Genomic DNA, 12,445 nt, shown 5'->3' on the forward strand with positions numbered 1-12,445 from the left:
GCGTCGAACGAGCGGCGCCCGCATCGACACCTCAGGGATTCTTCCGGACAATCAGGCGGCGTACTCGGGGTAGCCGTAGCCGACGACCTGAGACTTGGGACGGATGCGCTCCTCGACGAGCCCGTTGCCGGTGTTGCCCTCGATCGTGGAGATCGTCCCGTCGCGGTTGTCCTTGACCACGAAGCCGACGTGCTGGATGGAGCCGAGGCTCTTGCTGCCGTTCCAGGCGAAGAAGACCACGGCGCCCGGCTTGGCCAGGGTGCCCCAGCGGCCGTTGTTCTGGAACCACCGCGCGTGCGTCACCGTGTAGGCGTCCCAGCCCACCTGCGCGCGGGCGCCGGTCTGCTCGCCGACCCAGGAGACGAACATCGCGCACCAGGGGGCGTTCAGGTAGGCGGCGGGGTGGCCGCCGTCACGGGCGATGGTCTCCTGGGCGCGCTGCGAGTTCGCGTACCACTCCTGGAACTTCGTGCCGCCACCCCGCGCGTTCTCCCTGATGCCGATCTGCTCCCTGGCCAGGGCGAGCACCTGGGCCGCGGTGACGTCGATCTTGTCCTTCTCGGCGGGCTTCGCCTCCTGGGAGGCGGTCTGGCCGGTCTCCGCCTGGGCCGTCAGCGAGAGATCGTCTCCGTTGACGGGGTCGGCGTGGGCGGGGAGGGCGGAGCCCATGAAGCAGGCGACGAAGGTGGCGCCGAGGGCGGCGCGGACGTAATGCGGTTGGGTGGCACGGGGGAGGCGATGCATGACCATCGAGGGGATGTACTCCTTGCTTCCATGCCGCTTACCGGGTTAGCTGACGGGTTCGGGCGTGGAAGCTGCCCTACGGCGCGCGAGGCGCCGATTCACCCCGGAAGAAGTGGGTCCCCGGTTCCGCGCAAGGCGGATTCAGCGGTCGCAGGACGATCCTGCGATACGACGGTGTTCTCGGACACGACCGGACAAATCGGACGTATGCCGTGAATGCGGAGTAAAGTAACGCATCTGGCAAGAAACTGGCAAGTCTTCAAAGCCGCGGCTAGCGGATCTGCGCCCGCGCCTCCGCCAGAACCCGCATGATGGCAAGGCTCTCGTCAAGCGGCATGATCGCGCTCTCGGTACGACCCCGCGCCAGGCAGTCGCGGACCTCGCGCAGCTCGCCCGCGTACCCGTTGTCCGCCGGATCGTCGAGCACGTGCTCCTCCGGCTCCATCCCCGGCCCGCTGAGCACGACCCGCCGCGGAGCCCAGAACGGGGCGTCGATGTCGGCCCGCATCCCGGTGCCGACGACGGTGGCGTCGTTGGAGTAGGCGCCGAGCAGCGAGCACTCCACCAGCGCCCGCCTGCCGCCCGGATAGCTCATCAGCCCGCCCGCCTCGGCGTCGACGCCGCCCGGGGACAGCGACCCGGTGAGGTGCGTGCTCTCCGGCGTCCCGAGGAACAACTGGGCCAGCCCCATGGGGTAGATTCCCAGGTCGAGCAGGGCGCCGCCGCCCAGCTCCGGCGCCCAGAGCCGGTGCGCGGGATCGTACGGGTGCGCGAAGCCGAACGAGGCGCGCACCGAGCGGATCTCGCCGAAACGCCCGTCGCCGGCGAGCATGCGGATCAGCGGGTTGAACCGCATCCACATCGCTTCCATCAGGAAGACCCCGGCCTCGCGGGCCAGCCGGACCATCCGCTCGGCGTCGGCCGTGGTGGCGGCGAGCGGCTTCTCGCACAGCACGGCCTTGCCCGCCGCGATGGCCGCCTCGGCCACCTCCAGGTGCTGGGCGTGCGGGGTGGCGACGTAGACGGCGTCCACGGCCGGATCGGCGCACAGCTCGGCGTAGGAGCCGTGGGCGGACTCGGCGCCCAGCGTCGCGGCCAGCGCCTTGGCCCGGCCCAGGTCGCGGGAGCCGACCGCGGCCACCCTCATCCCCGGCTCGGCGGCGATGACGGCGCCCACTGTCCTGGCGATGCCGCCGGTCGCCGCGATGCCCCACGATAAGTCACGCACGCGGAAGATCGTACAGATTCATCCGCGAAAGCGATATGTGAGGCGAATTCACCCGCTGGTCTCGGGGTCGAGCCCCAGGCGGCGGCCGGCGTTCATCGCCCCGATCGCGGCCATGTCCTCGCGGTCCAGGATGAAGTCGAACACGTCGATGTTCTCCTTGATCCGCGACGGGGTGACCGACTTCGGGATCACCACGTTGCCGATCTGGATGTGCCAGCGCAGCACGATCTGCGCGGGCGTGCGGTTGTGCTTGTCCGACAGCACCGCCAGCGCCGGGTCCTCCAGCAGGCCCCGGCCGGAGCCGAGCGGGCTCCACGCCTCGGTGAGGATCCCGTTCTTGTCGTGGAACTCGCGCATCTCGTGCTGCTGGAAGTACGGGTGCAGCTCGATCTGGTTGATGCAGGGGACGATGTCGGTCTCGTCCATGAGCCGGGTGAGCGTGCCGACCGTGAAGTTGGACACGCCGATGGCCCTGGCCCGGCCGTCCCGGTAGATCTTCTCCAGGCCACGCCAGGCCTGGACGTACTTGTTCTGCTTCGGCGCCGGCCAGTGGATCAGGTAGAGGTCGACGTGGTCGAGGCCGAGCCTGGCCAGGCTCTCGTCGAAGGCCCGCTCCACCCGGTCGTGGTCGGAGTTCCACAGCTTGGTGGTGACGAAGAGCTTCTCGCGCGGGATGCCGGAGGCGCGCACGGCCCGGCCGACGCCCTCCTCGTTGCGGTAGAGCGTGGCCGTGTCGATGTGGCGGTAGCCGGCCTCGAGCGCGGTCAGCACGGCCCGCTCCGCCTCGTCGTCGGTCACCTTCCAGACGCCGAGGCCGAGTTGCGGGATCTCGACACCGTCTCTGTAAAGCCGTAGCGAGTTCATACTTCCCATTGTTCACGTCTCGTTCCGCACGGCTTAAGCCGCCCGGGCTAGCTTGAAGCGGTCGTGAACGGGCCATCACCTGGCTGGGAGAGCAAACGTGGTCAAACAGGCGTCGGCCTGGGTGGAATCCCCGCTCCAGATGCTGTGCGCCGTCGAGGCCCATCACGCGGGGCTGCTCGGCCCGGCCACCATCGTGGTGCCGCGGGCGCGGCTGCGCGCCCTCAAGGCGACCGGGCGCGAGCTGCGCGGCCTCGACCTGCCCGCCGGGCTGGAGCTGGCCGAGCCGAGCGAGCGCATGCCGCGCCGGCCGGCCGCCGTCGGCGACGCCTTCTCCGGCCGGGTGCAGCTGCGCTGGCTCGCCGCCTTCCCCGGCAGGGTCGTCGTGGTGGACGACGGCATGGCCACGATCCGGCTGCTGGAACTGCTCGCCGCGAAACCGTACCGGCCGCTGCTGCGGGCCCGCGCCCAGCCGGGCGCGCTGCGCGCGGCGCTCGGGCTGGCCGCCGCGATCAGGCTGCGCGCGGGCGGGGTCACGGTCTTCACCGCGCTGCCCGTCCCGCCTCACCTGGCGGAGGCGGTTCGCCGGGCGGGCGTCGACCTGGTACGGCACGAGTTCGCATGGCTGCGCGGCCAGCCGCCCAGCGAGCCGGGGCCCGCCGAGCGGACGGTCGTGCTCGGCACCTCGCTGGTGCGCAACGGGCTGGTGCACCGCGAGCGCTACCTGCGCTGGCTGACCGACCTGGCGGCCGAGGAGCCGCTCGCGTACTACCCGCACCGGCGGGAGGACCCGGTCGACGTCGCGGTCATCCGCGAGCGGCCCGGCATCACCGTGCACGACGCCGGCGCGCCCGCCGAGCTGACGCTGCGCGGCCTCGACCCGGGCCAGCGGGTGGTCAGCCTGCCGTCGACCGCGATCTCCTCGCTGCGGGTGCTGCTCGGCCCGCGCGGAGTGGCGGTGGAGCCGGTGGACGTGCCCGACGACTGGTGGACGAGCAGGGCGGCCCCCGCGCTGCGCTCGCATCTGACAGGAGTGACAGGAGTGACCGGTTGAGAGTGCTGGCGGTGGCCGACTCCGACTCGTACCTGAAGTGGGCGGCCTGCCTGCTCCAGGACCTGCCGGACGGCTGTGACACCGAACTGGTGGTGGTGCGCACCCCGATCGCGCCGTCGGCCGAGCAGATCGCCGCCGCCGTGGGGGACCGGCCCGCGCCGCCGGTGCTGAGCGCCCGCGCGCTGCGCCGCCTGGCGGAACGGTCCAGGCCTGACGTGATCCTGGTGTCCTGCACGGGTCCGGTCGTGGACGTGCTGGTGTCCGGCGTGCTGGACGGGCTGCGCCCGCGGCCGGTGTTCGCCACCGGGCTGCCCGGCATCTCGGTGCCCGCGACGGAGAAGGCGTGGCTGTTCCGCAGCGGCTGCGACCTGTTCGTGGTGCACAGCGAGCGCGAGGTGGCCGAGTTCGCGGCCATCGCGGCCCGGCTCGGCGGGGGAGGGGCGGTCGGCCTGGCCAGGCTGCCGTTCCTGCGGCCCCGGCAGGAGCGGTCCGGCGGCGACCGGGTGGTCTTCGCCACCCAGGCCAAGGTGCCGAAGGCGCGCGAGGACCGCGAGCGGATCCTGCTCGCGCTGGCCGAGCTGGCCGTCCGCGAACCCGGCCTGGACGTCGTGGTCAAGCTGCGCGCGCTCGAAGGCGAGCGGCAGACCCACCGCGAGCGCCACCACTACCAGAAGCTCTGGCGGGAGCTGGGCGAGCCGGGCCGGCTGCGGTTCGCCGCCGGGTCGATGCAGGACCAGCTCTCCCGGGCGGCCGGGTTCGTCACCGTCAGCTCCACGGCGGCGCTGGAGGCCATCGCCATGGGCGTGCCGTCGCTGGTGCTGAGCGACTTCGGGGTGAACGCGGAGATGATCAACCTGGTGTTCGAGGACAGCGGCCTGCTCGGCACGCTCGACGACCTGGCCGAGGGCGGCTTCCGGCAGGCGGACCCGCGGTGGTGCGCGGCCAACTACTTCCACCCGGACGAGCGCGGCGACTGGACCGGGCTGCTGACCGGGCTGGTGCTCTCCCGCTCCCGGGTGCCGGCCGCGTCCCTGCTGGACGGCCCCGAGCACGCCGCCGCCCGCCGCCGCGCCCGGCTGCGGGTCGAGGTGCCGCCGAACATGCTGCGCGCCGGCTACCGCGCCAAGCGACGCGTCCGCCGCTACCTCAAAGTCCTGACCTGACGCGGACGGCGCGGAGGTCGCCACAGGTGGAGCGGGGTCAGCGGGTGGTTCGGAGTTTTCTGCGCAGGCGGTCCAGCGGGCCCGGCGGGGCCTGCTCGGGCTTGCCGGGCTTTTCGGGCTTGTCGGGTTTGTCGACGAGGCCCAGGGCCTCCAGGCGCCTGCGCTTGAAGTAGCGGGCGTCGAAGGAGAAGCCGTCGGGCCGCAGGTCCGGGTACGCCTCGGCCTGCATGCAGTAGCCCACCGCGCGGACCAGCTCCGGCAGGTCGGCCGCGGGCGGCTCGTCGACGAAGCCGTCCTCCGACAGCCGGGGGAGCAGCGCGTCCACGATCGTGGCAGGGATCCGGTTGCTGTTCTCGTACGGGGTCAGCCGCTCCAGCACCAGGCCGGTGCCGTGGGAGACGGCGCGCAGCCCGTAGTGGCGGCGCGCCGTCACCAGGGCGGTGGAGAAGCAGCCCACCACCAGCTCCGGCCGGAGCGTGGCGAAGCAGACTTCGGCGGGCACGCTCTCCCCGGCCACCGTCACCTGGACGCCGAGCGGCCCGGCGGCGGCGCGCAGCAGCCGGGCGTGCTCACGCCCCGCCGAGGGATGCGGCTTGAACAGCACGCCCGTGTAGCCGCGGGCGGCCAGGCCGCGCAGCATCGCCTCGTGCAGCCCGGCCTCCTCCTCGGGGGTGACGACGCCGAGCGCCGACAGGTACTGCCCGAGGATCATCGCCTGGCCGCCCGCCATGGCCGGCGCGGTCGCGGCCACCTCGCGGACGACCGACAGGAACGGCTCCTCCGGCAGCCTCACGGCCGGCACCCCGTACTCGCTCAGCAGCAGCGGCGCCAGCCCCGCCACCAGGTCGAGGTGGAGCAGGCGGGTGACGCGGTGGGAGATCTCGGCGGGCAGCGGGTCACGGGTCGGTCCGTAGCTCATCAGCCCGTCGGAGTAGACGGTGATCGGGCAGTCGCGGACCAGCCCGGCGATCGTGCGGGCGGGCGCGACCGCGATCGACTCGACCACCAGCTCGTCGACCACGTCCAGCCGCAGGTGGGAGCGGACCAGCCGCTCCAGCATCGGCGCCTCCACGATCCTGGGCCGCCACTCCGCCGGATGCAGCGGCGCGATCAGCTCGTTCCACGAGCGCACCTCGTCGAACCGGGAGGCGAGCGCGGCGAAGCCCGGGGTCGCGTCCAGCGGCGTGGAGACCTCGGGGACCGGCGTGTTCGAGGACACCAGCAGCACCTTGCGGCCGTCCCCGAACAGGCCGGCGTCGATGCCCGCCGCCAGCGACATCGCGCCGAACAGCGTCGAGGCGTAGAAGACCGTCGTCGGGTGGCTCGTCATGAATCCTCCCCATCGGGGCGCGGCCCGCGGGCCGGGACGGGCAGACCGGGCAGCAGCTCGCGCAGCACGGCCGAACGCTCGGCGGGCATCGCCGCCGCGGCCTCCGCCACCAGCTCACGCGGCAGCGCCTGCGCCATCCGCGCGCCGCGCTCGGTGAACCGGGCCCGCAGCTCCGGCGGGAACCGGTCCGCGAGCTCCAGGTGGTGGGCGAGCAGACCGCAGAAGTTGCGCACCGCCTTCGGCAGGTACTTCTCCTCCAGGTCCGCGAAGACCAGCTCGAACGCGTCGAAGAAGTGCAGCTGCCGCTCGTCGCCCACCTGGGTGAGCGAGCCGGCCACCTGCCGCCGGTAGAACACGCCCGCCATCGACACCGCGGCGAACGTCACCGCCTCCCGGTGCAGCCGCCAGATCCACGGCCGGTCCTCGGCGGTGTGCAGCCCGGAGGGGAAGCGCAGCAGGTCACCCAGCGACCGCCGGTAGACGCCCGCCCAGGCGTACGGGTAGTCCACCATCGTGCGCGCGCCCGCCGGCAGGATCGCCCCGCGCGGGTCGAGCACCGCGCCCCGCCGCGCCGCGGGGGCCCGGTGCACGACCCGCTTGCGGCCCTCGACCTGTACGTGGTCGGCGCGTACGAAGTCGCAGCCGAGCCCGTCGATGACCGCGACCAGCCGCGCCAGGTAACCGGGAGCCAGCCAGTCGTCGCCGTCCAGGAACGTGACGTACCGGCCGGAGACGGCCGCAAGCCCGGCGTTGCGCGCGTCCGCCAGCCCGAGCGGCTCGGGGTTGCGGATCACGGCGAGTCCGGGCAGGTCGGCGCGGAAGTCCTCGACGACGGCGGCGGTGCCGTCCACCGACCCGTCGTCGACCACGACGAACTCGAAGCCGGGCCGGAAGTTGCGGGCCAGCGAGGCGAGCGCGTCGGAGATGAAGCGCTCGCCGTCGCGGACCGGCACGATGACCGAGAGGGTGATCACCGAGGTCAGACGGTGATCCGGCGCAGCCGCGCCTTCGGGGCCTCCTCGCCGGGGAAGACCCGCTTGACGCCGTCGCCCATGGCCTGCTCGATGATCCGGATGTCGCGCACCAGGTGCTCCAGGCCCGACGGCTCCAGCGAGGCGGCGTGGTCGGAGCCCCACATGGTGCGGTCGAGGGTGATGTGCCGCTCCACGCAGACCGCGCCGAGCGTCACCGCGGCCAGCGAGATCTGCAGGCCCCGCTCGTGCCCCGAGTAGCCGACCGGCACCCCGTACCGCTCCTTGAGGGTGGTGATCGTGCGCAGGTTGGCCTCCTCGGGAGGCAGCGGGTACGTGGACGTCGCGTGCATCATGATCAGCTTGTCGGTGCCGAGGATCTCCACGGCCTCGTCGATCTCCCGCAGCGTGGACATCCCGGTCGACAGGATGATCGGCTTGCCGGTGGCGGCCAGCGCGCGCAGCAGCTGGTGGTCGGCGACGCCGGCCGAGGCCACCTTGTGCGTCAGGACGTCCATGTCCTCCAGGAACTCCACCGACGGCACGTCCCACGGGGAGGCGAACCAGTGCAGGCCGCGCTCGTCGCAGTACTCGGCGATCTGCCGGTACTCGTCGGCGCCGAACTCGGTGCGCTCCTTGTACTCCAGGTAGGTCATCTCGCCCCACGGCGTCTGCCGGATCTGCCCCTTCTGCGCCTCGGGCACGCAGATGGCCGGGGTGCGCTTCTGGAACTTCACCGCCTGGCAGCCGGCGTCGGCCGCCACGTCGATGAGCCGGCGGGCGATGTCGAGGTCGCCGTTGTGGTTGATGCCGATCTCGCCGATCACGTACACCGGCTCGCCGTCGCCGACCGGCACGTCCCCGATGGACACCGGGCGGAACCTGAGCCGCGGCGGCGCGGCCGGAGCCGGCTCCTCCGGGACCGGCCGGGCCGCGACCACCCGGTCGCACAGCTCGCGCACCGCGCCGTCGCCGCCCGCCCTGGTCAGCACCACCCGGGCCGCGGCGCGCACCCGCGGGTGCGCGTCCGGCACCGCGACCGGCCAGCCCACCTCGGCCATCGGGCCCAGGTCGTTGACGTCGTTGCCGACGTACGCCACGCGGGCCGGGTCGAGGTTCTCGATGGCGAGCCAGTCGCGCAGCACCGTCCGCTTGTCGGCCAGCCCCTGCAGCACCGGCACGCCGAGCTTGCGCGCCCTGGCCGCCACCACCGGGTTGTGCTCGGTCGACATGACCAGCACCTTCACCCCGGCGCGGCGCAGCAGCGACACGCCCATCCCGTCCGAGCGGCTGACCAGCACCATCTCGCGGCCCTCGGAGTCGACGTAGGCGCGGTCGTCGGTGTGCACGCCGTCGAAGTCGGTGATGACCGCGTCCACGTCGATCGGCTCGGGCGCGTCCACGAACGGGGCCAGCGCCCTTACGATCTCCAGGTCCTCGGGCGTGTCCACCTCGACCGCGTGCCGGGCCGGCACCGCCTGCACGGCCACGTCGCCGAAGAAGCGGTGACCGCGCTCGCGGAACCCCGCCGCGCGCATCACGTAGAAGGCGCCGGTCTCGCGGAACTGCGGCTCCATGTCCTGCCTGCGCGGCCGGGACGCCGGGTCGTGGTTGACGCCCGCGCCGGCCGGGGTCCACAGGAACTCGTGCGTCGGCGTACCGGAGAAGACCGCGTCGGCCTCGCCGTCGAGCACCCGGCGCACGGCCGCCGACAGGTCGGCGGGATCGATGAACGCGCTCGTGCACTGCACGAGCACGACGACCTCGGGGTCCTCGCCCAGGGCGTCGAGGGCGTGCAGCACGGCCGACTCGCTGGAGGCCGTGGCGCCGCTCAGCTCGGCCGGCCGCTCCACCACCCGCGCGCCCGCCCGCTCGGCGGCCTCGGCGATGCCCGGGTGATCGGTGCTCACCACCACCTCGTCTACCAGCTCGGCCTGCAGGCACGCGCGGACCGCGCGGGCCACGAGCGGGGTGCCCCCGACGGGGGCGAGGTTCTTCAGTGGTACGCCCGCCGAACCTCCACGGGCGGGAACTACGGCCAGGACTCGCAACGTATCTCCTCTATCCTCCGGGTTGCATCCAGAAGCTAGAGGCGCTGGTTGAACTGGCAGCGTCCCCGTTCTTAACTTTCCGGGGGCATCGGGTTGCGTCACCCGGGCCAGGTGGCCGGCAGGCGCAGCACGAACCTGGCGCCGTGCGGGCTGTCCTCCACCCGGATCTGCCCGCCGTGCGCGAGCGCCACGTCGCGGGCGATCGCCAGGCCCAGCCCGGTGCCGCCCGCGTCCCGGCTGCGGGCGGCGTCCAGCCGGGTGAACCGCTCGAAGATGCGCTTGCGGTCGCCGACGGCGATCGGCGCGCCGTCGTTCTCCACGCAGAGCACGGCCTGGCCGTCCTGCCGCCGCACCTCGACGGACACCTGCTTCTCGGCGTGCCGCTGGGCGTTGTCCAGCAGGTTCGTCAGCACCCTGGCCAGCTGGAGCCGGACGCCGTGCACGGTGACGCCCTCGGCGAGCTCGGTCCTCACCGGGACCCTGTCCGTGCGCCTGGCGAGCTCCTGGCGGACCAGCTCGGCCAGGTCCACCTGCTCCCTGGCGGCGGCGTCCTCGCCGGAGCCGATCCTGGCCAGCAGCAGCAGGTCGGTGATGATGGCCTCCAGCCGGTCGGTGTCGCGCAGCGCGGACTTCACCAGCGTCCGCACGTCGGCCTCGTCCGGGTAGAGCTGGGCGCTCTCCAGCTGGGCGCGCAGCCCGGCGATCGGGGTGCGCAGCTCGTGCGAGGCGTCGGCGGCGAACTGGCGCTGCTGCAGCCCGGCGCGTTCCAGGCGGGCCAGGGTGCCGTTGACGGAGCGGGCGAGCTGCGCCACCTCGTCGTCACCCGGCGGCTCCGTCACACGGCGGCTCAGGTCGCGGGCGGTGATGTGGTCCAGCTCCCGCCGCATCCGCGCCACCGGGCGCAGGGCCGAGCCGGTGACCACCCAGGTCGCCCAGGCGGTGAGCGCGAGGATCGCGGCGAGCTGGACGGCCGCGCTGATCTCCATGCTCCGGGTGGAGAGCAGGGGCGGGGTGCGCCGCGCCGCGTAGACGATCGGCGCCTCGGCGGTCAGGCCGGCCCGCATCACGGTGATGTGCATACACATGGCGGGCAGGCAAGCGGTGACGTCGACGTCCCGGCCGCCCGGCCGCGGCCGCACGCCGCTCAGCATCGGCAGTTTCCTGGCCGCGTCGCTCGCCGCGAGGATCCGGCCGTCGTGCGCGACCAGCTGGATCAGGTCGACGTCGCTGTCGAGCACCGGCAGCCCGTGGCCGGCCCCCAGCTCGCCGCCGCGCACCCGGGCGGCGATGCGGGCGGCGGTGTCTCCCGTGGAGTCCCAGGTCGCCTGCGCGATCAGATGGCGGGTGATGAGGACGCCCGCGATCGCCACGGGGGTGAGCACGAGCGCGGCGACGACCGTGGCGATGATGGTGACGCGTCCCCGCAGGGATCGGGCCCACAGGCGCACCTCACCGACGCTACCGACCGTATTCTTCGCGGACTGCCGCGCCGAGGGAAAGAAAGGTCAAATGCTCCCGATCCTCATCAAAGGCGGGCCCGCACCGGCCGGCGCGGGAGAATCGGGTGGGACCCCGCCGGCTTCCGCCGGGTGGGGATGCAAGCTTGCCGAAACTTGCACACCGGTCGGACGCTGGAGGTTGAGCCTCCCCGGAATGCCTCTGGATGAGGATCGGGTAACGCCCTCTTGCAAAATCTTCCAAAAATTGCAAAATCCAGCTAACGTCCCGGAAACAAGAGCCGCGAAAGCGGTCGATCACTGATCTTTCGGGAGGTCTCATGAGCAAGCGAGCCCTGGGCGTGGCCGCTCTCGCGACGCTGGCCTTAACCGCCTGTGGCGGCTCCGACCCCGCTGCCCCCTCCGCGGCGCCGAGCGAGTCCGCCTCGGCCGCCCCCGCGTCGGGCAACCTCGTCATCTGGGCCGACCCCAACCGGGTCAAGGCCCTCACCCCCTTCGCCGATCAGTTCGGCACCGAGAACGGCGTGACCGTCGAGGTGAAGGAGATCAGCAAGGACAACCAGCAGACCTTCCTGACCGCCTCCCAGCAGGGCAGCGGCCCCGACGTCATGGTCGGCGCGCACGACTGGATCGGCAACCTGGTGCAGAACGGCGCCATCGAGCCGGTCAACCTGACCGAGGAGCAGAAGGCGGCGTTCTCCGACATCGCGATCAAGGCGGTCACCTTCGACGGCCAGATCTACGGCGCCCCGTACGCCGTCGAGAACATCGCCCTGATCCGCAACACCGACCTGGCCCCCGACGCGCCCGCCACGATCGAGGACATGGTGGCGACCGGCAAGAAGCTCAAGGACGACGGCAAGGTCCAGGAGATCCTCTGCCTGCCCGTGGCCCAGAAGGGCGACGCCTTCCACGTCTACCCGCTGTTCGCCGCCGGCGGCGGCAAGCTGTTCGGCTCCACCCCGGCCGGTGACCCCGACCCCAAGCAGGTGCTGGTCGGCTCCGAGGGCTCGGTCAAGGCCTTCGGGAAGCTGCGCGAGCTGGGGGAGAAGGGCGACGGCGCGCTCAAGACGTCGATCACCAACGAGAACTACATCCCCAGCTTCGCCGGCAAGAAGTGCGCCTTCCTGATCTCCGGCCCGTGGGCCATGACCGACGTCAAGAAGGGCGGCTTCGGCTACGACATCACGCCCGTCCCGTCGTTCGAGGGCGGCGAGCCCGCCACCCCGTTCGTCGGCGTCCAGTCGTTCTTCGTCGCGGCCAAGGGCCGGAACAAGACGCTCGCCCAGGAGTTCGTCACCAACTACGTGACCAACAAGGACGTGGCCAAGGCGCTGTACGACGCCGACCCCCGGCCCCCGGCGCTGACCGCCGCCCTGGAGGAGGTCAAGGCGGCCGACGCCGACGCCGGCAAGTTCATGGACGCGGGCAAGGACGGCATGCCGATGCCCGCCATCCCGGAGATGCAGGCCGTGTGGGAGCCGTTCGGCATCGCCGAGGCGGGCGTGGTCAAGGGCGGCGACCCGGCCAAGGCGGCCGCCGCCGCGCAGAAGACCATCGACGGCTCGCTCAAGAACTGACGCCCC

The 12,445-nt window shown here is 72.4% G+C and carries 10 protein-coding genes and 1 riboswitch; of the genes, 3 read left to right on the top strand and 7 right to left on the bottom strand.

Annotation, left to right across the window (positions count from 1 at the left end):
* Positions 1-51 precede the first annotated feature (51 nt).
* From ACZ6YG_RS07080 to ACZ6YG_RS07090, 3 genes are all read right to left on the bottom strand, one after another.
* Positions 52-750, bottom strand: a complete 699-nt coding sequence (locus tag ACZ6YG_RS07080; protein ID WP_261808641.1) for a CHAP domain-containing protein — start codon at positions 748-750, stop codon at positions 52-54.
* A 13-nt stretch (positions 751-763) separates the two neighbouring features.
* Positions 764-901: riboswitch (cyclic di-AMP (ydaO/yuaA leader) on the bottom strand.
* A 114-nt stretch (positions 902-1,015) separates the two neighbouring features.
* Entirely contained in the window at positions 1,016-1,972 is a 957-nt protein-coding gene (locus ACZ6YG_RS07085; RefSeq protein WP_397197027.1) for a Gfo/Idh/MocA family protein, read from the bottom strand.
* Between the two features lie 48 nt (positions 1,973-2,020).
* Entirely contained in the window at positions 2,021-2,836 is an 816-nt protein-coding gene (locus ACZ6YG_RS07090; RefSeq protein ID WP_397197026.1) for an aldo/keto reductase, read from the bottom strand.
* Between the two features lie 97 nt (positions 2,837-2,933).
* Here ACZ6YG_RS07090 and ACZ6YG_RS07095 point away from each other — a divergent pair, with 97 nt between their 5' ends.
* Positions 2,934-3,887 carry a hypothetical protein gene (locus ACZ6YG_RS07095; protein WP_466017419.1) on the top strand — a complete coding sequence of 318 codons (954 nt, stop codon included), beginning with the start codon at positions 2,934-2,936 and terminating at the stop codon, positions 3,885-3,887.
* A 2-nt stretch (positions 3,888-3,889) separates the two neighbouring features.
* A complete protein-coding gene (locus ACZ6YG_RS07100) occupies positions 3,890-5,050 on the top strand; it encodes a DUF6716 putative glycosyltransferase (RefSeq protein ID WP_261808868.1) in 1,161 nt (386 codons plus the stop codon).
* Between the two features lie 37 nt (positions 5,051-5,087).
* Here ACZ6YG_RS07100 and ACZ6YG_RS07105 read toward each other — a convergent pair whose 3' ends face one another.
* The 4 genes from ACZ6YG_RS07105 to ACZ6YG_RS07120 all read right to left on the bottom strand — a co-directional run bounded on the left by ACZ6YG_RS07105 (position 5,088) and on the right by ACZ6YG_RS07120 (position 10,850).
* Positions 5,088-6,380, bottom strand: a complete 1,293-nt coding sequence (locus ACZ6YG_RS07105) for a polysialyltransferase family glycosyltransferase (protein ID WP_466017420.1) — start codon at positions 6,378-6,380, stop codon at positions 5,088-5,090.
* Positions 6,377-7,354 carry a glycosyltransferase family 2 protein gene (locus ACZ6YG_RS07110; RefSeq protein ID WP_466017421.1) on the bottom strand — a complete coding sequence of 326 codons (978 nt, stop codon included), beginning with the start codon at positions 7,352-7,354 and terminating at the stop codon, positions 6,377-6,379. The genes ACZ6YG_RS07105 and ACZ6YG_RS07110 overlap by 4 nt, the downstream gene beginning before the upstream one ends.
* A 5-nt stretch (positions 7,355-7,359) precedes the next feature.
* Positions 7,360-9,402: an N-acetylneuraminate synthase family protein gene (locus ACZ6YG_RS07115; RefSeq protein WP_148032440.1), complete on the bottom strand. Its 2,043-nt coding sequence runs from the start codon at positions 9,400-9,402 to the stop codon at positions 7,360-7,362.
* A 98-nt stretch (positions 9,403-9,500) separates the two neighbouring features.
* Positions 9,501-10,850 carry a sensor histidine kinase gene (locus ACZ6YG_RS07120; protein ID WP_148032439.1) on the bottom strand — a complete coding sequence of 450 codons (1,350 nt, stop codon included), beginning with the start codon at positions 10,848-10,850 and terminating at the stop codon, positions 9,501-9,503.
* A 329-nt stretch (positions 10,851-11,179) separates the two neighbouring features.
* Between ACZ6YG_RS07120 and ACZ6YG_RS07125 the strand changes: the two genes are divergently transcribed.
* Positions 11,180-12,439, top strand: coding sequence for a sugar ABC transporter substrate-binding protein (locus ACZ6YG_RS07125; RefSeq protein WP_271280181.1), 1,260 nt, complete (start codon positions 11,180-11,182; stop codon positions 12,437-12,439).
* The last annotated feature ends 6 nt before the right edge of the window (positions 12,440-12,445 follow it).

This window comes from Nonomuraea sp. NPDC054003 (genome assembly GCF_055585125.1).

Bases quoted from the DNA above. Each gene is read 5' to 3' on its own strand.
- ACZ6YG_RS07090 (WP_397197026.1), bottom strand. From the start codon at position 2,836: ATGAACTCGCTACGGCTTTACAGAGACGGTGTCGAGATCCCGCAACTC.
- ACZ6YG_RS07125 (WP_271280181.1), top strand. From the start codon at position 11,180: ATGAGCAAGCGAGCCCTGGGCGTGGCCGCTCTCGCGACGCTGGCCTTA.
- ACZ6YG_RS07080 (WP_261808641.1), bottom strand. From the start codon at position 750: ATGGTCATGCATCGCCTCCCCCGTGCCACCCAACCGCATTACGTCCGC.
- ACZ6YG_RS07105 (WP_466017420.1), bottom strand. From the start codon at position 6,380: ATGACGAGCCACCCGACGACGGTCTTCTACGCCTCGACGCTGTTCGGC.